Source organism: Endozoicomonas sp. ALE010, from assembly GCF_049310165.1.
In the GTDB taxonomy this organism is placed as follows: domain Bacteria; phylum Pseudomonadota; class Gammaproteobacteria; order Pseudomonadales; family Endozoicomonadaceae; genus Endozoicomonas.
Map to the genome: position 1 here is coordinate 22890 of NZ_JBLYNV010000016.1, position 24684 is coordinate 47573.

Consider the following 24684-nt stretch of genomic DNA (forward strand, 5'->3'; position numbering starts at 1 on the left):
TAGCCCAGGGGATGATATGAAAGAACTCAGATTTGGACCCTTGAGCACCGGCCTCTATAGAAGTGGACTTAATGACAGTTTCATCAGCAAAGTGGTGTTTACCGGCAAAGGCAAGGCGGTAGAAGGAAAAAAAATAGAGCTTCAGCCCGACAGGACTTCAGTAGCAACTATTGCCTCAGGCAGTTCTTCAGGTCCATCCCAGTGTCCTGATTATGAATTTGAACTGCAGATTCATATCGCCAGTAAAAAAATAGAAACGCTTGACTTGCTTGGACTGCAAAAGGCCTGGCTGGACTTCACTGTCGGGCCTCCTAGCCGCCGGGAGTCAAAAATAATCCGGATTGATCTGGATATTAAAACACTGTACCGCATCTCCGGCTTAAGTGATGTTGAGATTACCCCGGAAGATGGTGGCGGCGCATGGTTGTGGAAGGAAATGCTTTTTTGTGTGTATGGTACCCATGGCACTTATTACAGGGTGAGTCTGAAATCCGCCAGACGTCCCCTTGAGGGCTTTTACCTGTCAGACAGTACCAACCGGAACAAAATTTCTTATCGCATCAGTTTAAGGGGGGATGGGAGTTCAAATTGGAGTATTTTTAATGGTCCGGGTAAAAGCAAATATAAATATAAGAGCAGTCGCAGTAAAATCTGTAATGGTTCCACCAATGTCAGGTTACGGGTGGAGATTCTGAAGTCAGATCTTCCGGCACGCAGCGCAGGCAGTTACAGCGATGTTATGGAAATAACCATTGAGCCGTAAAGCAGACACGGAGTTTCAATGTAGTTTGCATTCGTTCCCACGCGGAGCGAGGTTGACCCGAAACCTGCGTCCCGAAACCCGGAAAAATGGTCTTGATGCAGGTCGGTTCGCAGGCGAGCCGACTCGTGGCCTACGCGGTGAGACCCTTTTATGGGTTTTGCGACAACCTCAGGAGCATGGGGACGAGAGAAAAAGTGTCCGGAAAAGTGAAGTAAGGAAAGGGATAAGCCAGATATTAGTATCAGTCTTCTCATAAAGGCTCAACGGTGAGATAAAGTGTGCCTTTGTATACTCCGGCTGGCTTACCATTTATCCATTTATCCAGAACCACAACCCTCACTTTAGTGTTGTTACTATCACTGCAATTTAGCGAGGTACTGCTGTTCTTTGCCTCCAGCCATTTTCCGGGATCGACCTTACTAAGCTTGGACCCATCGCTGGATAAACGCACCCTGTAGGGAATGGTGTTACTGCCATTGGAAAGAAGGAAGGGGGCGTTTGCTTCTGCGCCACCGCTGGCCTTTATACGATAATCAGCGCCCCCTGACACAAACACGCAAAAGGGCTCATCCTGGCGATAGCGATTATTGCCTCGTCTGGTCAGCACCATATCGTCCAACCCGCTGATCTTGACCAGGGTTGGCAAGTTTACCGTGAAATTAACATCAGAATGGTAGCTCGCTGAACCCTGACCGATATCAACGGAAAAGTTACCGCTGTAACTGCCTGGCAGGATACTTTGCAGTTCGGAAGACAGCAGCTCAAACCGAACCCATGCTTGAGAAAAGGGCTGATCTTCACAGGAGGTGGCACCTTGCTGATCCGAAGTCAGATTTCTCGGACCAGGCTCTTCCCAAATGGAGTCGCCACTTACTGGAGCACCACCACGCCACTTAAAAGCAACCGGCAATGTATTATTACCATTTCTTAAGACAAAATCGTCACCTGCCGTATCGCCATCCACCTGCACATCAAACGGTAAACGACTCCAGGCGTTGATATCACTGTTAGCAGAGGGTTTTGTATAGGAAAGAATACAATATTGCTGTTCGCCGTAAATCACAGAGCTGTTATTCATGATCTCTTCTGTCTGAATCGTGATTTCCTGGTCTTCCAGCCCAATCACGTCAGTGCAGCGTTCACTGTTTCCGGAAAGTGAGCTGCATTCCAAAGTAGCAAAAGAGAGAGGGACCCATAGAGTGAAAACGATAGGGGGAAAGCACTTTAGAACGATCGAGAAAATATCATACAACATAACTGATTACTGTCAGTGCCATCACTTCGCTCATACTGAGATAAAAGATGGCCAGACCCTGTTTTATTATTCTAACGTCTGACTGATGTTACAGACTCTATAGAGTTGGAAACCAGCCTTATCAGATCAGGCTTATATACAAGGAGCTAATGTGACGGATTTTTCACCCAAAATCCATCCGGTCAAACAGCGTCGTATAACAAAGTGGAGATTGATGATGGCTGGTTAGTCCGGAGTCACCGTAAATGTCATCGTATCGATGTAAGTGCCTGCTGGCTTATTAATATCTGGCACTATCACCTCTACGATCATGTTTGTTGATGAACATTGATAGTCATCGGTGGCTGAAAACCCCTCTTGGTCACTATTTTTATCGTAAGACTTACTGGTTGCTTTGGAGTCTGTAACTGTAAGTTCATAGTTGATGTAATTGTTATCTCCATTTTTCAGAGCGAATTTTTGTTCAGGCCGACTGGTTCCAGTCAGGCTGGATGCTTCCAGTGAAAATGTATTAGAACCCATGGCATAAACACAGAACCGGTGGCTACCTTTGGCAGAGTTTCCACTGGGAATAAGGGGAATATTGCCCAGTTGTGATATTTGAATAACAGGCAATATCCTAAGTGTGACCTCAAATTCCATCCAGGCTGGACCAAGGCTTTTACCGTCCATAGTGGACTCAGAACTAAACCGGAAAAGGCTGCGATAGTTTCCTGTCATTCCAGTTTTCAGGATGTCTTCCCGGCGAACAGTCGCAGTAATAATCAGCTCATTATTTCTGCACAGGCTAAACCCATTATTGCCAGTCAGGGTGATCGACTGCCCTGGTTTAAATTCAGTTTTATCCTGGGGGGCTCTACCCGCAACAGATTCGATTTCAAGGGTTACAGGTACAGAATGGCCGCCATTTTTCAAGATATATTTGCTATCAGATGCGGGGCCATAAATACTGACTTGCGGATCAAACATTGTACGAGGTCTGCCTTCTAAATAGGCAATGGTACAAAACTGACTTTTACCGCTGGTTTCGGTATTTCCGGGAACAGACTTCTGGCCATTCCAGTCAGGCAAAGGCAGCATATCGGGAAGGCGCTTCACTTTAACCCAGTAGTTACCGTCCTGATCACAGTTGTTGCCAACACAGTCTCTATCACCATAGGCCGTTGTTACTTGAAAAGCGGTAATGCAGAAAAGAAAGAACAGGCAAGTTGAGAGAGGTTTTGCCTTTTTTTTATAGGTTTGTGTGACAACAGCGCTCACAGTATGTCCTGATAAATAGGGATTGGTTGGTTATGTTTCCAGATTTTGACAGCCTGTAGCGTTCTGCAGGCTGACTAACGGGTAGAAATGACATTATTCGTCAATAGCATTTCGCCCGGTAATCGCCAGCTGGCCCTCCAGCAACGGTGCACACTGGGCATCGGCAAGATCTATGGTGCCCATCTGCAATACATAACCGGCATTCAGTGGTTTAACCGGTAGCTGACAGAGCCAGCCATTGTTCAGTTCTACCTGCAGGTTACCGACATCGGAACGGGTTTCCAATTGGAACATACCGATATCGTCTGTACTGCCAGGGAAGAGGCCCCCGTTAATACGGGCACCTTCCAGTGGCAGACCGTTAAACAGTAGTCGTCCAAACAGCAGCTGCAGGGGAATCGCTTCGTAATCCAGAGTCACCACATTGCCAGGGTAGAGGGTGACAGTTTTTTCCCGCTCATCAAAGCTGTAAAGGGTTTCACCGGCCGGACTCAGGCTGACCCGGTATTGCTCGTAGGGTGACAGGGCAATAATGGATGGGGAGCCGGCAATGGCATAACCACGACGCTGGCCATTTACCTTTACGTCAAATACATCACCGGGGCGGCCATCCAGATTCACCACCAGGGCGCTCTCGGCACGCTCTTCACCACCCAGGGCAAACACTTCACCGTCCGTCAGGAAGCTGGTGCTCATACTGCCGCCCCAGGAGGTGATACTGCTGTCACTGCTGCGGGTATGGCTGGCACTGAAGCTGGCCCGGCCATAGTGGTTGGCGTACTGCACGCTGCCATCCATACGTTCATCACCGGTGCCGCCTTCAACGCCTGCATCAACACGCAGATCGCCATCCAGCAGATGACCATCAACCCAGGAGGTAGAAAGCCGCAGTCGTTCAGAACTGTCGGTTTCACCATTCCGCTTGCTGATCTGTGCCCGTGGTGTGGCCCGGAAGTTCCAGCGGTCTGCACGGTAACGGAAGCTGAAGCTGACCAGGCCAATCTCGGTATCGCTGGATTTGCTCAGGCTCAGGGTCACATCGCCATCGTAATCAAAGGTGCGAAATAGAGTACGGCGATAGTCCAGGCTGTGAGTACGGGTCGGGTCCTGCTCTTCGTTGTTGTCGTCATAGCTCTGGTTCAGGCTGTAACGGTAGCCCAGGCTGCCGTCGAACAGGGGCATGGAAGCAGAAAAAGAGTGCTGTTCAAAGGCGTTGCCAAACAGGCCGGGTATTTCATTGCCATCATCATCAACATCGTTAGTCAGTGACTCATCGTGCCATAAACGACGGTAGTTTCCCGAAAGTGATAAGTCACCCAGACTCAGACGACTGTTGACGGTAAAACCCTTGCTGCCATTATCTGCCAGCATCAGTGATGGTGAGATCTCATAACGGTAGCCAAAGTGGTAAAGCCCGAACTCCATCAGGGCGTCGTCATTATTGATGGCCACCGCACCTGTGGCGGCCAGAGTATCAAGCACCCGACGGTTGGCTCCGGCGCGGGTCAGCCATTGTTCCGTCAGCTCTGGCAGGGCTTTATCCGCTTGACGGTTCACCACCCGGCCGGTTTCCATAAAGAACAGCCATTCGCCGCTGGGTGGAATCTGGCTCTGCTTGGCAAAGAAGCGGGTTTCCGTGGTGGTCCGATTGCCGCTTTCATCGAGAATACGAATTTCAATATCGTAAGCGCCACTGGGAAAGCTGCTGGTATCCAGCTGCTGGGAACCTGCCTCGAAGAACTCGCTGTCGATCAGTCGGTCATCCTTGCGCACTTCCACCCGGCCACGGGTGGGCAGGAACACGGCCACCGGCATACCACCGGAGAAGTCCAGGTCTTCCCGGGTATTGTTGGAACTGTTAATTCGCAGGCCGACCATCGGCTGGTCAGAGGTCAGGTTGAAGCCAAAACCGCTGGTGGATAACAGACCAGCGTTGTATTCAACCCCTTCAAAGTCCCGCTGACCGTACAACTGATTGACGGAGAAGTGGTTGGTATCGGAATAGTCCCAGCTCCAGTAGAGGTTGTTTTCTTTCCAGGCGGCCATGGTCAGGCCATTGAGTGTATAGCTGTTATCGCTGCCCTCGGCTGTGGAGCCGGAAACCGCCGCAGAAAAGTTCTGCATCAGGGCAAAGCCCGCATCGGAAGGGGGCAGGTATTTGCGCACATCGGCGGCGCGGGTCAGCATAAAACGACGGTTGATGAATATATCCACACGGAAGCGGGATTCGTCAAAGATTACCCCGGCCACCCGCGTTTCCAGGATACCGCAGTTTTGTGATGAATCATTCAGGCACACCCGATCACTATGGCTGTTCAGTTCGCCGGTCAGGGTGCTGACAATCAGGGTTGGGTCATTCAGATTACCGATCTGGCGCACCAGCTCAGCGGGGTTGGGCAGTTCAATAATGCCGGGGCTGAACGAGGCCAGCTGGGAGCCGATATAGCGGTTGCCGAAATAGATATCCACCAGGGATTGCTGGGTGCTGCTGAGATCTTCAAACCCGGCGGGTGGGTTGGTGGCGGCAAGAAAAATAGGGTCGGCAGCAAGTGCCATTTGGCTGCAAGCGCACATGGAAAATACAAAAAACAATCTAGCGATGTACTGCCAACGACGCATAATAGGTGGTCTTATCCTGGTTGTTTAACCACAAAGATGCTGAAAATTGCTCCAGTATTTTCAGCGTTTTCACGATCCCTGGCGGTGGCACAGGGATCTCAGAGTTTATATTCTCGTTCCCACGCTCTGCGTGGGAACGAGGCCAGCGAACCGGCCTACCTTTGTTTCAAGAATCAAGACCTGACCCTTGTTTGCTTTTCTGGACCCTTGTTTCTGACCCTGGTTTCTCTTACTTGACTCCAGTTTTTGGGTATGCATTCCCACGGGGAACCGTGGGAATGAGGTCAGATTGGGAATACAGTTACAGTAACTGTGTCACTAAATACACCTGTTCCCTTTGTGCCTTTAACTTGAACTGTAAGGTCTACAGCATTGTAAGTAGAGCCATCAGCACAAGAAGTTGTATCTACAGCATCAGATGAATCTTGTGTTGTGTAGCCCACAGTACTGAATTCACCAGAGTCAAGCTCAGATGCACCACTACCCCAGACTGATTCTTTTGCGTTAGAGGTGTCAGTTATGGAAACAGAATAGTTAGCACCATTTTCGGTTGGAGTGCCTAATTTGAAACTTCCTTCCACACTGAGCCTGACAGTATTATTAGTGTCATTATTTTTGACGCATAGATTCATAGCAGGCGACTTGTCATTACCTGTAAAGTACAAATCATTAAAGCCCCATATTTGTACAATTTGCCCAAGGCTAAGTTTAATATCAAAAGTTCCCTCAGATGTTGCCCCGAGACTTCCTTGAGTTTCGGCCATAGAAGCATTAGACCCCAACAACCCCAAAGAAACCGCCGTCGTCAGCGCCAATGTCTTTAATTTTTTCATTATTTTGCCCTCACGCAGTGGTTAACTGCTGTTTTCTTATGGTTACATTATTATACGGTGACGTTTAATTTGTGAGCGGGAAAAAGGGAAGTGCTCAGGGTGAAGAGTGAATGGTTACCAAGGTATGCCCAGCTCGCCAAGCCCAACCATTCACTGTTTACAGTTAACAATTCACTCACTCTTTCCGTAAACCCAGCCACAAACCTTCTCAAGTCAACACCGGAAAATGTTTATTTTACGACCAAAGTCTTTTTCTGCATTCACACAGACTAAAAGCATTTGGTCAGTCATTATATTTAGCCGCGATTTTTCAACATTCCGGAATTATACACAAGCTTTTTGTGACTTATATCAAATAAGTTTTCTAACCATCGGTTTTTACGAGTATGCAGTACTCAAGCATCTGTGCCTTGTGAATAATTGACAATTTTATGCTCGCGCAATGTGTCTCAATACCTATCATTTGATGATGTTTTACTGCCGCTTCTTCACGCTTGGGGTATTGCCTATTCCCATCCAACTTATGAGCAACGGCATTATGCCAATGCCACCGGGATGGTTTCTGAATGGCTGGCTGTTTGAGACTCAATTATCGCTATTTGGCGTCACAGAAATGTCATGCTCTTGGTCGGGGAGCGCTGTTACTCCCCGGCGTTTACCAATCTGACCTGATAACCGGGGAAGACAGCATCAACCGAGACAATCCAGGCCTTCTGCCTGAGCCTGGGCAACCAACAGGCGGTCAAACGGGTCTTTGTGAATCATGGGAAGCAAGCCGGACAGTTCGGTATGGTGGGGGTGGATAGAAAGCGGCGAAAAACCTTCATCTTCAAGGCAAGATGCCAGCTTAGCAAGGCAGTAAGTTTACCAATCCTTTTTTTATGGCGATTTGAAGCATGTTGGCTGTTGGCTGTTGGCTGTTGGCTGTTGGCCGAAACAGTTGCTGCACTTAAGCTTATCGGGCAGCGGGAGGCGAACCCAACTCAACTAATGCCCTCCAACACCCAGATACTCTATCATTGACACTCTGTCATCTATTGGATCTGCCCATGCTTGATGTTGTCCTCTACCAGCCGGAAATCCCCCCCAATACCGGTAATATTATCCGTCTCTGTGCCAATACCGGATTTCGTCTGCATTTGATAGAACCCCTGGGCTTTGAGCTGGATGATCAGCGATTGAAACGGGCGGGTCTGGATTACCATGAGTTTGCCGAGCTGAAGATTCATCCGGACTACTCAAGTTTTCTGGAATCCGTCAAACCAGGCCGGGTGCTGGCTCTGAGCACCAAGGGAACCAGTAATTACAGCTGCTGCACCTTTCGAGAAGGGGATGCCCTGCTGTTTGGCCCGGAAACCCGTGGCCTGCCAGCAGAGATTCTTGACTCTTTGCCGAAAGAGCAGGTGCTGAGATTACCCATGCTCCCGGACAGTCGGAGCCTGAACCTGTCCAATACCGTGGCGGTGATGGTTTATGAAGCCTGGCGGCAGATGGGGTTTATTGGTGGGCGGTAGTATACGGTTTCAATGTATTTGATGGGTTCTCTCTATCAATGACGCCCAAACTCCGTTCGTCCTGAGCGGAGTCGAAGGACGCAAACTCCATACCCTGAGGACTGTCCCAATCACCCTTCGACTCCGCTCAGGATGAACGGGGATAATAGACATCAAACTCATTGAAACCATGTACTAAGACCCGAAAGGCCAGAAGTTTTTATCCACCGTTTGCTGGAAACTCCAGGGGCACTGTTTTGGAAATGAGTTAACTGGCAGATTGGTTTCATCATGAGCATCTTCCACGGCTCGTTGATATGCGACAGGCAACATTTCGTTAAGTTTGCTTTTCAGCCCCGGGGAGTCCATTAATAAACGCTCAATCTGCTTTCTTTGTTCTTTTATGGTTATTACAGCGGAGGCAAAGGGGAGGGGGGGCAGGAAAAGGAAGCCGACTTCAGAAAGAAGTCGGCTAAGCATTAATCAGTTAACCGCTTCCGGCTGCTGCTTGGCAGACTGCTGTTCGCGGGCCTGCATATACAGCGCGTCGAAGTTTACTGGTGCCAGCATAAGCGGAGGGAAGCTGCCGCGCAGTACCAGGTTGTCGATGGCTTCGCGGGCATAGGGGAACAGGATATTCGGGCAGAAGGCACCCAGGGTACGGTGCAGTTCTTCTTCATCCAGACCTTTGGCCAGGAAGACGCCTGCCTGATGTACTTCAGTCACGAAAGCGGTTTCCTTCTTATCTGAAGGGTTGTTGCCGGAACCATTTTCCACGGTTACCGTCAGGGACAGAACCACTTCGTACAGACCTTCTTCAAGAGGGCGGTTGCTGGTGCTCAGGTCCAGTTTGACTTCTGGCTGCCACTGCTTCTGAAAGATCTCAGGGGCCTTTGGTGATTCAAAGGAGATGTCTTTCGTGTAGATTCGCTGCAACGCAAACTGCGGAGCCTGCTGTTGTTGAGAAGCCTGCTGATGATTTTCAGCCATTGTCATTTCCTTACTTTTGATGAGCTAATGATAAGCCAAGCGAATAACGCATTTTGGTAATGATCGTGCAGATTGTCCAGCCAGAGCCTATTTTCGGACCACTGGCAGGTTGTCAGAGGCCCAGGTGGACATACCACCCTGTAGTCTGACCACATTGGCAAAGCCCTCGGTTTTCAGGGTTTTGCCAACACTGCCGCTGTGCTGCCCCATGGCATCCACCACAATAATGGTCTTTTCGCGGTATTTCTCCAGTTCACCGGCACGCTCCTTGATTTTTGTATAAGGAACGTTAATGGCGTTGACGATATGACCTTTGGAAAAATCTGCCTTTTCCCGGACGTCGATCACCACGCCCTGGTCCTGGTTGACCATCTGGGTCAGCTGGGCGGTGGAAACGCTTTGCCCACCCTTGCGCATTTCAGTAAAGGCCAAAGCGCTGGCCAGCGCCACCAGTGCACCAACGTGCAGGGGATGGTTAATGATAAACTCGATGAATTGTTCCATGCCGACAAGCTGTCAATCTATCAATTGAAAGGTGGCAAGTATACTGATCCCGTCTCAGGAAAGTAAGGGAATGACGACGGAAAAAAGTGCTGGCCGACTTTTTGTGCGCCTTTTGGTATGTACGGCGCGTTAGTACAAAAAGCCACCGCCAACTAAAATGACTCCATAAACGCTGTCGGTGATATTTGTGCGGAAAGTTTCAGAAAATTGCAGAGACTTCCAGAGGATATCGCCGGTTGACGCCCCCTGGTGTGATAGTTTGCGCTGTTCACTCAAGAGCAGGCATTGCACTGGAAACCGGCGGCAAAGCAGGTAGAATGCCAACCATTCCACTCACCATAAGGTTGGTTCAAGAGATCGCGCTGATAAGTCAGACATTCAGCCTCTTCACCAGCCTTCCCGTTCGCCAAGGTTAAGACCCATGACTGATAAGCGCACACCTACCGCCCTGATCATCCTTGATGGTTACGGCTACCGTGAAGAAAAAGACAGCAACGCCATTCTGGCCGCCAAAACGCCGGTAATGGATCGTCTGTGGCAAGAGAACCCGCACAGCTTCGTTTCCGGTTCCGGAATGGACGTTGGCCTGCCCGATGGCCAGATGGGTAACAGTGAAGTTGGCCATATGAACCTGGGTGCAGGCCGCGTGGTTTACCAGGAACTGACCCGCATTACCAAAGCCATCCGGGACGGTGACTTCTATGAGAATGAGGTGATTACCGGCGTTGTCGATAAAGCCATTCATGCCGGTAAAGCCGTTCATATTATGGGGCTGGTATCTCCGGGTGGTGTTCACAGCCATGAAGACCATATCCATGCCATGGTTGAACTGGCTGACCGTCGTGGTGCCAAAGAAGTCTATGTTCATGCCTTCCTGGATGGCCGTGACACACCGCCGCGCAGCGCTGAATCGTCCCTGGCAAGGCTGGATGCCATGTTGCAGGAAAAAGGCATTGGCCGTGTTGCCAGCCTGATTGGCCGTTACTACGCCATGGACCGTGACAACCGCTGGGATCGTGTCCAGCAGGCTTATGACCTGATCACCGATGGCCAGGCCGAGTTCACTGCCGCAACCGCGGTTGAAGGTTTGCAAGCCGCTTATGAGCGTGACGAGAACGACGAGTTTGTTAAAGCCACCGTTGTTGGTGGTGAAGCCGCCCGGCTGAACGATGGCGACGCACTGGTATTTATGAACTTCCGTGCTGACCGCGCCCGTGAAATCACCCGTGCCTTTGTTGATCAGGACTTTGATGGTTTCCAGCGCAGCCGTGTGGCCGATCTGGCCGGTTTTGTGATGCTGACGCAGTACTCTGCGGACATCGATGCCCCCTGTGCCTTCCCGCCCAGCGAACTGGTGAACACGCTGGGTGAATACATGGAGAAACTGGGCAAAACCCAGCTCCGTATTGCGGAAACCGAGAAGTACGCTCACGTGACCTTTTTCTTCAGCGGTGGTCGTGAAGAGCCGTTTGATGGCGAGAAGCGAGTGCTGGTGGCCTCACCAAAAGTCGCTACCTACGACCTGCAGCCAGAGATGAGTGCTCCGGAAGTCACCGATCGTCTGATTCAGGAAATCCGCAGTGGCGAGCACGACCTGATCATCTGTAACTACGCAAACTGCGACATGGTTGGCCATACCGGTGATTTCAACGCAGCGGTCAAAGCGGTGGAAGCGGTAGACGCGAGCATTGGCCGTGTGCTGGAAGCCCTGGAAGAAGTCGGTGGCCAGTGCCTGATTACTGCGGACCATGGTAATGCCGAACAGATGGAAGACCCGACCACCGGTCAGGCTCATACTGCCCACACCTGTGAGCTGGTGCCACTGGTGTATGCTGGACCGCAAAGCATTCAGCTGAAGGATGGTATTCTGTCTGACCTGGCACCCAGCCTGTTGGCGCTGATGGGTTTGGAGCAGCCTGCCGAGATGTCAGGAAAGTCCCTGCTGATTAATTAAGCTGCTCTGTTTTTTCGATCAGAGTCTGAAGATAAGTGACAGGCTTATCTTCAGATGTTGTCGGACACCACAGGTTAAATGCCTTCACGTCGGCTTCTGTGAGGATAGTGATGGCTTTGATGATATTGCGTCGGGTGAGAGGGGCGACCAGAATCAGGTTCTCCCACCGAAGAATGCCTTTGTGCCGGTACTGGCGGTGTATGCCAGTTTCGATTGAGTTCTACAGTGGATGATGTGACGGTGTGCAGCACTTGCACAGCTTGTTGATCAGGGAGAGATGTGGCCAGTAAAAGATCATCAACAAAGGGAATCTCGGTAAAACCCTGCGCCAGTAAAGCATTCGGACAGAATTTAAGTAATTCTTTCGGAGTAGCCTCAAAGGTTGTCTGTTTATATTGAGTCACTTCTCTATAACAAACTGATCTTGTCGGCTGGGACGGACATGAAGGTCTGTCATCTTTTGGCTGTGAAGTGGCCTGATGCATGAACGAAGTAGGTTGGGCCGATGCACACGGCAGACCGTTTGCAGTCTTGGTGGGCGTTGAAGAATGGCTTGGCTGGGTAGTAGGGGAAAATGGTGGTTGTTGAGGCCTGTCTGGCATCGATGTCTGCGAAAATTGGTCGGGCATTGAATATTTGCCTGACTGACCAAAATAGGAATTAAAATTATTCATCGGTAACGTACCTTTAAATCTTTTATCAAGTTATTTCGGTCTCACGATTTTTACAAAGTACCATAATAGATGAATATTTATTTTTAGTTTGATTTTAAATTCGCAAAGAAACATTTATTTCATTTGCAGTGGTTATCAAAGAACTGAGGAGTTGTTCAGATCCCTGTCAGTAAAGACAGGGATCTGAAAGGCACTGATCGATCAGGAAACAATATCCAACAGTTCCACTTCAAAAACCAGCGTCGTATATGGACCGATGGCACCACCGGCTCCACGCTCACCATAAGCCAGGTGATAAGGAACAAACAGCTTCCACTTGGAACCCATGCTCATCATTTGCAGCGCTTCCGTCCAGCCGGCAATCACACCGGATACCGGAAATTCTGCAGGCTCTCCCCGTTGCACGGAGCTGTCGAATACGGTTCCGTCAATCAGTGTGCCATGGTAATGGGTTCTTACCGTGCTGGTACGGGTTGGTTTTTCGCCATCGCCTTCGGCCATTATTTCAAACTGCAGGCCGGATTCCGTGACCTGAACACCTTCACGTTTGGCATTTTCTGCCAGGAACTGTTCACCTTCGGCAGCAAGCACCCGAGCCTTTTCTGCTTCTTCTGCCTGCAGGCGTGTTTGCATTTCAGTAAAGGCTGCGTGCAGATCTTCGTGGGCAACAGCGCTTTCGACACCGTTCAGGGCATCTGCAAGGCCAGCCAGAACCGCATCAATCGATAAGCCCGCGATGGGGTTGGAGGCCAGCTGATCACCCATCTGGCGACCAATACCGTAGCTGACCCGCTCTTCCATGGTTTGGTAAATATCAGACATTAATTATCAACTTCTTTAGGAATTAAGCGTGGGAGTATATCACGATTAGCAAGCGATCCATTGAGATCTGATGGTCAGCAATAGATAACTCCCTACATTATGAGCCCATTTGGTTAATTGCCAATGTATGCATATTATTTGGCTCAACCCATTTTCAGGAGGTGGAATTGGCAGGCCCAATCATCGCGATCAGTGCTTTGATAAAATCCCTCCCCTTGATCTGGTAATTATTCACAGGCGGATTGGTCAATAGCCAGCCGTTAACCCTGTGCTCAAAATCACGACGGCGAACATGGTTACGCAATTTCATTTGCAGATTCTCCGTCAGTGCATGAAGGCGTTGTTGTTCCTGAAGCAGGTTCGTCAGGTCGTCAGGTTCTTTGGGGGGGGCAGCAGAGTGCAGGGCGATAAACTGTCTGGCTTTATTCAGGGTCAGCAGGGAGCGCATAAACAAGCCATAAATACGCTCATTGGGGCTTTCAGGATGATTAAACAGAATGGTGCGTGGTATGGGAAATACCGCGCCATTCTGCAATTGTTCGGTCAGTGGATCAAGGTTCTCAGCGAGGTATTCCAGCGTATTGTTCAGTAACCTGGTCTCTTCAGTAAACGGCAAACACCATACCGGCCGATCAACGCCGGAAACCTGAATGGCCGCTGCCTTCGCATCGGTTACTCTGTCATCAATATTGACCTGGAGTCCCATTGCTTTCATGCCCAGATCACCGTCTTTCAGATCAATATTGTAGGCGTTTGGCAGTTTAATCGCCTGACACCCCGGGACTCGCCAGATGACGATACCCTGAGGAATGTCTGAATCCTTGTCGGTATTCAGTGCCCGCAGTTTTTCAACGAGCGTTTCGGCAGACACTTCTGTCGTGCAGATAATGTCAATATCATTAAATGATAAGCAGTGTTTCTGTAAAAAACGTGCGTATGAACCGGTAATCAGGATGGGTGGATTGGTATAAGAATGGTTGATTTCCTGGATAATCTCCAGAGCTTTCAGCGTGAGCCCATTTAACATCGGAACCTGATTGTCAGAACACTCCGGTCTACCTGTTGCTGGCCGCTCTGTTGAACCGTGCTTTAGAGTTTGAGCCGCATTGACGGTAACTGCGGCAGACGTATTTTCTGTTTCTTTAAGGTATTCCTTAAGCTGAACAGGGTATGGGGCTGCCCTGCCGGGATTGACGGCGGATGGCGCTGGTGAGGCAGGGGCTGCATATCCACGTCGGTTATAATTGGACCGCCCCGGGGCAATGGCATGTTCCTGTCTGATCAGTAACTCATCCATCAGGTTGGCTGCGGAGCTGTATTGTTCAAACCAGCAGCCCAGGGCATGGCGCAGATTGCTTCCCCGGGGAAAACTCTGAAGGGACTCCAAAACCTGATTCTTATGGACTTGTCGTCCATTAACAGGCCGTCCGGTGATACAGCAGTGTGCCAGGAAGAAAAAATGCAGGCGTGAGTTCTGAAATGAGCACCTCAGTGTTTTGATGGATTGCAATACCTGTTCTGCTGACACTCTCCGATGATCAATGGTCAATTCATACTGCATCGCCATGAATTTCAATACACATTTCAGCCGTTTCTGGAGATCTTTAGCCGGTACGCTGTTTAAGATTTGCCAGGCCCTTTGAATGGTCTCCTGATCTTCGTTGGCTTCATCGTACCACTGAGGTTGTTTCAACCTTTGCATCAGGTATTCAGCTTGCCTTGAAGAATGATTCCCGGGGGCTTTATCATACGCTGCCAATACAATCTGGTTATCCAGGGTGTTGCCATTCACTTCACTGGCATTCAATGCCAGCTGAGCATAAAAAATCGCTCTTTCGAGCAACCAGTTGCCCCGTTCATAGGCCTTGATCACCGCATCCTGTCTGATCTTCCTGCCATTCAACAGCAGGCCTCTCAGGCAACATAGTTCCTTAAAGCGTACTAACCCCAGTTTTCCTTCCTGACTCTTCGGGAAGGCCCTGGCCACTGCATCCGGCGTGACCGGCTGGCCATTCAACAGCAGGCCACTCAGGCAACATTTTTCCTTAAAGCGCGCCAGCCCCAGTTGGCCTTCCGAAGTATCCGGAAAATCCTTGACTACCGAATCCGCAGTGACCAGCTGGCCATTCAATAAGATTCCCCTCAGGAAACACTGCTCCCTAAAGCGCGCTATCCCCAGCTTGCCTTCCGGACTATTTGGGAAACCCTTGATCACCTCTTCCGGTGTGACCCGCTGACCTTTCAACCTCAGCCCCATCAGACAACATTGAAGCTTGAAGTGTGCTACGGCTATTTTACTCTCAGGACTATCCAGGAAAGCCTGAACGACACTATCCGGTGTGATCTGCTGGCCATTCAACAGCAGGCCACTCAGGCAACATCGTTCCTTAAAGTACGCTATACCCAGTTTGCCCTCCCGACTATCCGGAAAATACTTGATCACTTCATCCACAGTGACCTGCTGGCCATTAACCGACATTCCCCTCAGACAGCATTCCGCCTTGAAACGTGCCAGAGCCAGCAATGCTTCAGAGGCCTCATAACCCTTAATCACTGCATCGGCTGTCACCTGTCGGCCATTCAACAACAGCCCCTTCAGACAACAATGTTCTTTAAAGTGCGCTATCTCCAGTATTGCTTTAGCGGCCTGAAAATCTTTAATCACTGCGTCCGGTGTAACCCGTTGGCCGTTCAACATCACGCCCTTCAGGCAACATTGTTCCTTAAAGCGTGCTATCCCCAGTCTACCTTCCGGACTATCCGGGAAATCCTTGACGACTTCCTCCGGTGTGACCTTCTGGCCATTCAATGCCAGGCCCATCAGGCAACATCGTTCCTTAAAGCGGGCTATCTCCAGCGTTGCCCTGACTGCCCGAAAATCCTTAACCACTGCATCCGCAGTGACCGGCTGCCCGTTCAACGGCAGGCTGCTCAGGCAACACGACTCCTTAAAGCGTGCTAACGACAGTTTGCCTTCCCGGCTATCCGGGAAACACTTAACCACCGCATCTGCTGTAACCGGCTGGCCATACAACGGCATTCTCCTCAGAAAACATTCCTGCTTGAAGCGCGCTATCGCCAGTTTGCCTTCCGGACTACCCGGGAAATCCTTAACCACCGCATCCGTTGAGACCTGTTGGCCATTCACCGGTAGCGCCTTCAGGCAGCATTGCGACCTGAAGTACGCTGCCCCCATGTTGCCTTCCGGATTATTCGGGAAATCCTTAATCACCGCATCCGGTGTGACCTGCTGGTCATTCAACGGCCAGCCTTTCAGGCAACATATCGATTTGAAGCGTGCCAGCTCCAGTGCTGCCCTGGCCACCTGAAAACTCTTGACTACCGCATCGGGTGTGATTGTTTGGCCATTTAATGGCAGGTTCTTCAGAAAACATTGCTCTATAAAGTACGCCAGCTCCACTTTTGCCCCGGCCATCTGAAAATCCTTAACTACCGCATCCGCTGTGACCTGCTGGCCATTCACCGGCAGGCGGCTCAGACAGCATTGCGACTTAAAGCGCGCCAGCTCCAGTATTGCCCCGGCGGCCTGAAAATCCTTAATCACCACGTCCGTTGTGACCGGCTGGCCATTCAGCATCAGGCCTCTCAGGCAACATTCTGCCTTGAAGCGCGCTATCTCCAGTATTGCCTTGATGGCCTGAAAGTCATTAATCACCGCATCTGCTGTGACCGGCTGGCCATGCAATGGCAGCTTCCTCAGGCAGCATTCCTCTTTGAAGCGAGCTATCCCCAATTTGCCTTCCGGGCTATCCGGAAAACCCATAACCACCAGATCCGGTGTGACTGGCTGACCATTCAATATCAGGCCTTTCAGGCAGCATTTCTCTTTAAAACGCGCCAGCTCCAGTGTTGCCCTGGCTGTCTGGTAATCCTTAACCACCGCATCCGCTGTGACCGGCCGCCCGTTTAACATCAGGCCCTTCTGGCAACATTGTTCCTTAAAGCGGGCCAGCTCCAGTGTCGCCCCGGCTGCGTGATAATCCTGAATCACAGCTTCTGCTGTGACCGGCTGGCGATTCAACGACAGGCCCTTCAGGTAACATCGCTCCTTCAGGCGCCCTATCTCCCGCATTGCTCTGGCTGCCTGAAAATCCTTGAATAACTCATCCAGTAATACCGGTTTGCCATTCAACATCAGACCCTTCCGCCAACACAGTTCTTTAAAACGTGCCAGCTCCAGTGTTGCGTTGGCTCCCTGAAAATCCTTAATCACCGCATCCGGTGTCACTTTCTGGCCATGCAATGCCAGGCCCTGCAGGCAACATTCCGCTTTGAAGCGCGCCAGCTCAAGTATTGCCTGGATTGCCTGAAAATCTTTAACCACCGCCTCCGGTGTCACCTTCTGGCCAAGTAACAACAGGCCCTTCAGGCAACACTCTTCCTTAAAGCGTGCTATTGCTAATTTGCACTTGTTGTTCCGACCCGGTTTTCGGTTGAATTCTTGAATGACCCGATCCGGCGTCACTTTTTTATTGCCAGCCAGCACGTTCTGCAAGCAGAGTCTTTGCAGGAAAAAGCCACTTCTGATCGACGTTGTATCATTGCCAAAGGCGGTAAGCACTTCAGCCACGGTAATTACACGTCTTTGTAACTGTTTATTTTGCCAAAAGGCTTCTTCCAGTTGCCTGCCATAATCCGGGGTGGAGGCTCTGCCTCTATAAGACTGACGGTTTGCGACCCTTTTACCGTTAAATGTACTTTTTCTGCGATCAAGAGGCATGCCTGAACCGGCTTCCCGGTTACCAGAAGACACACACTGGGCATAGGTTGATACCGTTGTTTTCAGAATAAAACCCTGAACAATTAGACTTTAAATACTGCCTTTGACCTCAAAATGATTGTTAGGTTCACTCCATTTATGTAATTCCATCCCGGTGACCGGCCGTGACCTTATTCAGGATGCATCATCGCCAGCAGTGTTTTGATGAATTCCTTTCTCTTGATCTCATAATCATTCACATGGAGAGTTGTCGATAGCCAGTTGTTCACTCTGAGTTCAAAATCATGACGGTATGCATGGCTATGCAATTTCATCTGAATTTTCTCAACCAGGGCATGAAGGCGTTGCTGCTCCTGCAACGGGTTTATCGGGTAATCAGGTTGTGCGGTTTTTCTTTCAGAGTGCAGGGCAATAAACTGCCGGGCTTTATTCAGGGTAAGCAGAGAGCGCATAAGCAAGCCATAAATACGCTCATCGGGGGTTTGAGGAGCATTAAAAAGGAGGGTTCTCGGTATGTAAAATACCGGCCCTGTTTGCAACTGCCCGGTTAGGAGGTCAAGATGATCAGCGAGGTGTTCCAGCGTATTGTTCAGTAATCGGGTTTCTTCAGCAAAGGACAAACACCTTACCGGCACCTTAACCCCGGGGACGTGAAAGGCCAACTGCCCTGAATTTTCATGGGTTACCCTGTCGTCAATATTGACCTGAATCACCTTTGCTCCGGTGCCCAGGTCACCGCCTTTAAGATGGATATTATAGGCGTTTGGTAGTTTAATCGCCTGGCATCCCGGGATAGGCCTGATGGTGAGGCTTTGGGGGATTTCTGCATACCTGTCGGTGTTCATTGCCTTTAGCTTGTCAAAGAGTGTTCTGGCGGATTTTTCTGTCGTACAGATAATGTCAATATCATTAAAGAATGAGCAGAGGTTCTGTAAAAAACGCGCGTATGAGCCGGTAATCAGGATGGGAGGATTGGTATAAGCGTCATTGACTTCCTGAATAATCTCCAGTGTTTTTAGCGTTAGCGCACTTAAATACGGAACCTGCTTGTCCGGGAAATCCGTTCTGCCGGTTGTTAGCCATGGCAGCAGAGTTATGGCCAAACTGGAGGTAACGGCTCCCGGAGCAACGGCTCCCGGAGCGACGGCACCTTCCCGTTTGAACAGTAAATTATCCATTAAATTGGCTTCGGAGCTGCATTGTCCAAACCAGTAGCCTAAAGCATGGCGAAACCTGCTTCCTTCCGGAAAACTCTGAAGGTGATTTAGTACATAACTCTTATGGATTTTCCGCCCGTTAATGGATTGTCCGGTGATGTAGCAGTGTGCCAGAAAGAAAAAATGCAGGCGAGAACTCTTAAATGAGCACCTCAGTGTTTTGATGGATTGCAACACATGTTCTGCTGATACTCTCTGATGATCGATCGTCAACTCATTACGCATAGCCATGAATTTCAATAGACATTGCAGTCGATGCTGCTCATCACCTTTGACCAGGAGGCCGTTTAAGATCTGCCAGGCCTCTTGAAGTTCATCCTGAGCCTGGTCAGTTTCATCGAACTGCCGAGACTGTTGCAACCTTTGTATCAGGTATTCAGTCTGCTTTAAAGATTGATCCCCGGGTACGTCATTAAACGCTGCTAATACTTTCTGATTATCCAGATAGCTGCCATTCAATTCTCTGGCATTCAGTGCCAGCTGGGCATAAAAAAAAGCTCTTTCAAGCAACCAGCCACCGCGCTCATACCCATTAACCACCGACTCCGGTGTGACTGGCTGGCCATTCAGCGCCAGGCCTCTCAGACAACATTGTTCCTTAAAGCGTGCCAGCTCCAGGGTTGCCTTGACTGCCTGATAATTCTTAACCACCGCATCCGGAGTGACCGGCTGGCCATTCACCAACAGGCCCCTGAGGCAACATTGTTCTTTAAAACGCGTCAGTTCAAGTGTTGCCCTGGCTACCTGAAAATCCTCAACTACCTCATCCGGTGGGATCAGTTTGCCATTCAGTCTCAGCCCTCTCAGGCAACATTCCATCTTAAACCGTGCGATCTCCAGTATTGCCCGGGCTGCCTGATAATCCTTAACCACCGCATCGGGTGGGACCAGCTGGCCATTCAATGCCAGCCCCTTCAGACAACATGCCTCTTTGAAGCGTGCTATCTCCAGTATTGCCCCGGTTATCTGAAAATCCTTAACCACCGCATCCGGTGGAACCGGCCGACCATTCAATGAAAGGCCCTTCAGGCAACATCCCTCTTTGAAGCGCCCTATGGCCAGTCGGCCTTCCACACTGGCCGGGAAATCCTTCACCACTTCATCCGGTGGGATCTGCTGGCCATTCAACGGCAGTCCCCTCAGGCAACATTCCGCTTTGAAGTGCGCCATCCCCAGTTGGCCTCGCGGACTATCCGGGAAACTCTCAACCACTACATCCACTGTAATCGGCTGGCCATTCAACGGCAGTCCCCTCAGGCAACACTGTTCCAGTAAGCGCGCCAGCTCCAGTGTTGCGTTGACGGCCCGATAATCCTTAACCACCTCATCCGGTGGCACCTGCTGGCCATTCAACACCAGGCCCCTCAGGCAACATTCCGATTTAAAGCGTGCCAGTTCCAGTGCTGCCCTGGCCACCTGATAACTCTTAACGACTGCATCCGGTGTGACCGGCTGGCCATTCAACGCCAGCCCCCCCAGGCAACATTGTTCCAGAAAGAGTGCCAGCTCCAGTGTTGCGTTGATGGCCTGGAAATCCTTGACCACCTCACCCGGTGGAACCGGCCGACCATTCAATGAAAGGCCCCTCAGGCAACATTCCTCTTTGAAACGAGCCAGTTCCAGTGATGCTTTGAGTACCTGAAAATCCTTAATCACCTCATCCGGTGTGACCGGCTGGCCATTCAACGCCATCCCCTTCAGGCAACACTCCGCTTTGAAGCGTGCCAGCCCAACTGTTGCTTTGGCTGCCTGATAATCCTTAACTACCGCATCCGGCAGGACCGGCTGGCCATTCAACGCCAGTCCCTTCAGGCAACACTCCGTTTTGAAGCGCGCCAGCTCCAGTGTTGCGTTGATGGCCTGATAATCCTTAACCACTGCATCCGGTGTCACCGGCTGGCCATTCAACAACAGACCTCTCAGGCAACAATCACCCTGAAAGCGCGCCAGCTCCAGTGGTGCTTTGGCTGCCTGCAAAGCCTTAACGACCTCATCCGCTGTGACCCGTCGGCCATGCAACGCCAGACCCTTCAGGCAGCATTCCTCTTTAAAGCGCGCCAGCTCCAGCGTTGCTTTGGCTGCCTGAAAATCTTTAACCACCTCACCTGCTGTAACCGGCTGGCCATGCAACACCACGCCCTTCAGGCAGCAATCTGCCTTGAAGCGCGCCAGCTCAAGTACTGCCTTGATTGCCTGAAAGTCCTTAACCACCGCATCCGGTGTCACCTGCTGCCCACGCAATGCCAGGCCCTTCAGGCAACACTTCTCCTTAAAGCGCGCTATCGCTAATTGGTACTTATTGTTTTGATCCGGTTTTCGGTTGAATTCTTGAATGACCTGATCCGGAGTCACTTTTTTATTGCCAGCCAGCACGCTCTGCAAGCAGAGTTTTTGCAGGAAAAAGCCACTTCTGATCGACGATGCATCCTTTCCATAGGCGGTAAGTACATCAGCAGGGATAATTATACGTCTTGGTAACTGTTTATTTTGCCAAAAGGCATCTTCCATTTCTTTGCCATAATCCGGAGTGGCGGCGCTGCCTTTATGAGGCTGACGGTTTGCGACTCGTTTACCATTAAATGTACTTCCGCAGCGACTGGGAACCCTGCCTGAACCGGCTTCCCGGTCACCAGCAGACACACGCTGAGCATAGGTTGATGCTGTTGCTTTCAGAATAAAACCCTGCCCGATAGACGTTAAACACCGCCTTTTGACCGCAAAATGGTTACCAGGTTCATCAGCCAACCTGTAAAAGCGCCATAAATGCTTTATTGCCAAACTCGACATCTAAAAACTGCACGACGCTGGCTGGCAATGACCTCACCACGCGATCTGCCCTGCGACCATAGCTGAGAGAAAGAAAATCATGGAGCAGATTGAGCATATTGCTGTTGGTCAGTGATGAACTGGTTCTTTTGCAGGATGCAAGCCTGGATGGACTGATTGACTTATGTTCCAGCCAATATCTCTCTTCAACCGTTTCAATACAGATAGAAAAAGCGATAAGTAAGTTTTCTTCCTGCACGGGATCAATCTCAACGAGACCCTGCAAATTTTCAGATGGCAAGGAACTGCCTAAAATCTGTTTGCCAAGGTCTTGAACTTTTTCCCCAAGATGTTCAGGGCAGACGAGAAAGTTCCAGTATTCAATGAGGGATTGCTTGACCTCATGGTAAGGTGCCAGATGCTTAATCCCTGTTATTCCCCGATTGTGCAAAAATAATAAAAGATGGAGATAAACATAAACCGGCTCTCCAACTACTCCACCGAACTTTGCACCTAAACCGTCGATATGCTGCTTCCTGTTGTCAATAAGCTGAGAAAGTGAAGGAAGCTTGCCACGTCGGGCCTCTGAAAAGATATTTTTCAGTACAGGAATACGAACATGATGTCTTTGATAACGCTCTATTTGATGAAAATCGCTTCCCGTAATTCTTTGCAGTTGAGCAATCTGGCCAACCAGCGAATTCATATGACTTGGCAATGCAACCGCTGACACTCTGCTCGATGGAAAAACCTGATGTACTTCATAGGAACCAATCGTCCTTTCCGGTGCAGAAGCGCTCATCCGGCTCTCTGCAAGACCGACTTCTGGTTGAGACCTTTTCCGGGAAGAGTCAGCTAATGGAGGTTCTGACATCCGTTTTGCACCAGGGACCCGGTGCCCGGCAGACGAGTGATAATGAGTATCCATGATATTTAAGTTTCAATTGCCAAGGTTGTTGTCTTAAATTCCTTGCTCCCATATAAATCCTTATCAACAGTGCATATTCTAGCCCGGATATTTCATAAACTGCCCCGAATCTCGCGCACGACCACATGGATGTGGGAGATAGGGCGACGCAGGATGCCGAAGCCGAGGACTTTGTCGCTCTAAGGGATTTTGTGAGGGAGCGCCGTACCGGGGAGTACGGTCGACTGAGCAAAACTCCCTTAGAGCGGCAAAGGGCAAGCGAGATCGGGAGCACGTTTATGAAATATCCGGGCTAGCGACTCTGCTGCTTGACAAGTTCGCTGTCAGGGTTGGTAAATGACCGGGCTTCATTGATAACACCTGAAACAGGAAGGTACCAGGAACCATGTCTCTAGCAGTACTGACCAATATTTTCATCATGGTAGCGTTGCTCTATCTGCTTTACCGTTTCCAGAAACACTGCCTGCCGTTCACCTGGCGGGTATTTATCGCCCTGGGTATGGGCGTGGGTTACGGAGCCTGTTTACAGCTTTTTTATGGTTACCCCTCTGAGACCCTGACCGAGTCCATCAACTGGTTCAATATTGTTGGCAACGGCTATGTCAGTCTGTTGAAGATGATTATTGTGCCCCTGGTCATGGTGTCCATGATCTCGGCTATCCTGAAGCTGAAAGGTGCTGGCACCCTTGGCAGGATCAGTGGCTGGATTCTGACATTGCTGATGGTCACCGTGTCTATTGCTGGTGCCATTGGTATTATGTCCGCCCTGGGCTTTGGTTTGAGTGCCGAGTCCATTACCTCCGGTGTTCGTGAAGTGGCTCGTGGGGAGCAGCTGCTAAACACGGTGACCAGGGTAGAAAACCTGTCAATTCCCTCTATGCTGATCAGCCTGATCCCTGCCAACCCGTTTATGGATATGACCGGAGCCCGCAGCACTTCCATTATCGGCGTGGTAATTTTCTCCGCTTTTATCGGTGCCGCGGCGCTGGGTCTCCATCCTGAGCAACCTGAAGAGGCCAGCCACTTTAAGCGAACCGTTGACGCTGTCCACGCCATTGTTATGCGTATCGTGACGATGGTATTGCATCTGACCCCCTTCGGTATTCTGGCCTTGATGACCAAAGTGGTGGCAGGCAGTAACGTCACCGACATACTGCAACTGCTTCAGTTTGTCATTGCCTCTTATGCAGCTCTGATTGCCGTCTTTGTAATTCACCTGATCATGGTCACCATGGTGGGTGCCAACCCCATCCGGTTCATCAGGAAAACGTTGCCGGTACTGATCTTTGCCTTTACCTCACGGAGCAGTGCGGGCACCATGCCGCTGACCATTCAGACTTTGACAAAGGGCCTCGGGGTTTCTGAAGGCGTGGCCAACTTTGCCGCATCTTTCGGTACCACCATTGGGCAGAACGGTTGTGCGGGCATTTATCCGGCCATGCTGGCCGTGATGATTGCCCCCACCGTGGGTATTGACCCAACCAGCCTCAGCTTTATTGGCACTCTGATAGTGACCATCGCTATCGGCTCGTTTGGCGTGGCCGGTGTGGGTGGTGGCGCAACCTTTGCGGCACTGATTGTGCTCTCGGCCCTCGGTCTTCCTGTTGAACTGGCGGGCCTGTTAATTTCCATTGAGCCAGTGATTGATATGGGCCGGACTGTCGTCAATGTCAGTGGTGCCATTACCACCGGCTTTGTCAGTGGTCGAGCCATGGGTGAGGTGGATATGGAAACCTTCAACAGCAATGCTTCCCTTGAACTGGATATGGATGCAGTTTCCTGATGTCTGTGAATCAGTCCACGAATTCTGAGTCACTCAGAATCGTCATTATCGGTGGAGAGGCGGCTGGTATGAGTGCCGCAGC

Annotated in this window: 16 protein-coding genes; 4 read left to right on the forward strand and 12 right to left on the reverse strand. The window is 50.4% G+C overall.

The genetic code is table 11. The features are described from left to right. Positions 1–16: 16 nt before the first annotated feature. The gene (locus tag ACO6UY_RS09095) at positions 17–763 is read left to right on the forward strand and encodes a hypothetical protein (RefSeq protein WP_422449931.1); all 747 of its coding nucleotides are present in this window, start codon (positions 17–19) and stop codon (positions 761–763) included. Positions 764–1013: 250 nt separating this feature from the next. On the opposite strand, the gene ACO6UY_RS09100 is transcribed toward ACO6UY_RS09095, so the two are convergent. The 4 genes from ACO6UY_RS09100 to ACO6UY_RS09115 all read right to left on the reverse strand — a co-directional run bounded on the left by ACO6UY_RS09100 (position 1014) and on the right by ACO6UY_RS09115 (position 6730). Continuing rightward, entirely contained in the window at positions 1014–1841 is an 828-nt protein-coding gene (locus ACO6UY_RS09100) for a hypothetical protein (protein WP_422449932.1), read from the reverse strand. Positions 1842–2243: 402 nt separating this feature from the next. After that, complete coding sequence (locus ACO6UY_RS09105) at positions 2244–3278, reverse strand: hypothetical protein (RefSeq protein WP_422449933.1); 1035 nt, start codon at positions 3276–3278, stop codon at positions 2244–2246. A gap of 93 nt (positions 3279–3371) precedes the next feature. After that, positions 3372–5834 (reverse strand): TcfC E-set like domain-containing protein, encoded by a 2463-nt coding sequence (locus ACO6UY_RS09110; RefSeq protein WP_422449934.1) that lies wholly within the window; start codon positions 5832–5834, stop codon positions 3372–3374. Positions 5835–6181: 347 nt separating this feature from the next. Next, on the reverse strand, positions 6182–6730 hold the full coding sequence (locus tag ACO6UY_RS09115) for a hypothetical protein (protein ID WP_422449935.1): 549 nt from the start codon (positions 6728–6730) through the stop codon (positions 6182–6184). A gap of 1049 nt (positions 6731–7779) precedes the next feature. Here ACO6UY_RS09115 and trmL point away from each other — a divergent pair. Further along, positions 7780–8244: a tRNA (uridine(34)/cytosine(34)/5-carboxymethylaminomethyluridine(34)-2'-O)-methyltransferase TrmL gene (trmL, locus tag ACO6UY_RS09120; RefSeq protein WP_422489692.1), complete on the forward strand. Its 465-nt coding sequence runs from the start codon at positions 7780–7782 to the stop codon at positions 8242–8244. Between the two features lie 174 nt (positions 8245–8418). On the opposite strand, the gene ACO6UY_RS09125 is transcribed toward trmL, so the two are convergent. From ACO6UY_RS09125 to ACO6UY_RS09135, 3 genes are all read right to left on the reverse strand, one after another. Further along, entirely contained in the window at positions 8419–8703 is a 285-nt protein-coding gene (locus tag ACO6UY_RS09125; RefSeq protein WP_422449937.1) for a DUF29 domain-containing protein, read from the reverse strand. Between the two features lie 3 nt (positions 8704–8706). Further along, a complete protein-coding gene (gene secB, locus ACO6UY_RS09130) occupies positions 8707–9213 on the reverse strand; it encodes a protein-export chaperone SecB (protein ID WP_241693370.1) in 507 nt (168 codons plus the stop codon). Between the two features lie 87 nt (positions 9214–9300). Next, positions 9301–9717 (reverse strand): rhodanese-like domain-containing protein, encoded by a 417-nt coding sequence (locus ACO6UY_RS09135; protein WP_422449938.1) that lies wholly within the window; start codon positions 9715–9717, stop codon positions 9301–9303. Between the two features lie 421 nt (positions 9718–10138). Here ACO6UY_RS09135 and gpmM point away from each other — a divergent pair, with 421 nt between their 5' ends. After that, complete coding sequence (gene gpmM, locus ACO6UY_RS09140; protein WP_422449939.1) at positions 10139–11671, forward strand: 2,3-bisphosphoglycerate-independent phosphoglycerate mutase; 1533 nt, start codon at positions 10139–10141, stop codon at positions 11669–11671. Between the two features lie 74 nt (positions 11672–11745). Here gpmM and ACO6UY_RS09145 read toward each other — a convergent pair whose 3' ends face one another. The 5 genes from ACO6UY_RS09145 to ACO6UY_RS09165 all read right to left on the reverse strand — a co-directional run bounded on the left by ACO6UY_RS09145 (position 11746) and on the right by ACO6UY_RS09165 (position 22765). Next, positions 11746–12345, reverse strand: a complete 600-nt coding sequence (locus ACO6UY_RS09145; RefSeq protein WP_422449940.1) for a hypothetical protein — start codon at positions 12343–12345, stop codon at positions 11746–11748. 201 nt (positions 12346–12546) lie between these two features. Then, the gene (locus ACO6UY_RS09150) at positions 12547–13167 is read right to left on the reverse strand and encodes an FKBP-type peptidyl-prolyl cis-trans isomerase (protein WP_422489693.1); all 621 of its coding nucleotides are present in this window, start codon (positions 13165–13167) and stop codon (positions 12547–12549) included. Between the two features lie 154 nt (positions 13168–13321). Next, positions 13322–17941, reverse strand: coding sequence for a hypothetical protein (locus tag ACO6UY_RS09155; RefSeq protein ID WP_422489695.1), 4620 nt, complete (start codon positions 17939–17941; stop codon positions 13322–13324). A gap of 137 nt (positions 17942–18078) precedes the next feature. Then, the gene (locus ACO6UY_RS09160; RefSeq protein ID WP_422489697.1) at positions 18079–21870 is read right to left on the reverse strand and encodes a hypothetical protein; all 3792 of its coding nucleotides are present in this window, start codon (positions 21868–21870) and stop codon (positions 18079–18081) included. Beyond that, complete coding sequence (locus ACO6UY_RS09165; RefSeq protein ID WP_422449944.1) at positions 21863–22765, reverse strand: hypothetical protein; 903 nt, start codon at positions 22763–22765, stop codon at positions 21863–21865. The genes ACO6UY_RS09160 and ACO6UY_RS09165 overlap by 8 nt, the downstream gene beginning before the upstream one ends. A 439-nt stretch (positions 22766–23204) precedes the next feature. Here ACO6UY_RS09165 and ACO6UY_RS09170 point away from each other — a divergent pair, with 439 nt between their 5' ends. Beyond that, complete coding sequence (locus ACO6UY_RS09170) at positions 23205–24602, forward strand: L-cystine transporter (RefSeq protein ID WP_422460632.1); 1398 nt, start codon at positions 23205–23207, stop codon at positions 24600–24602. Positions 24603–24684: the final 82 nt, after the last annotated feature.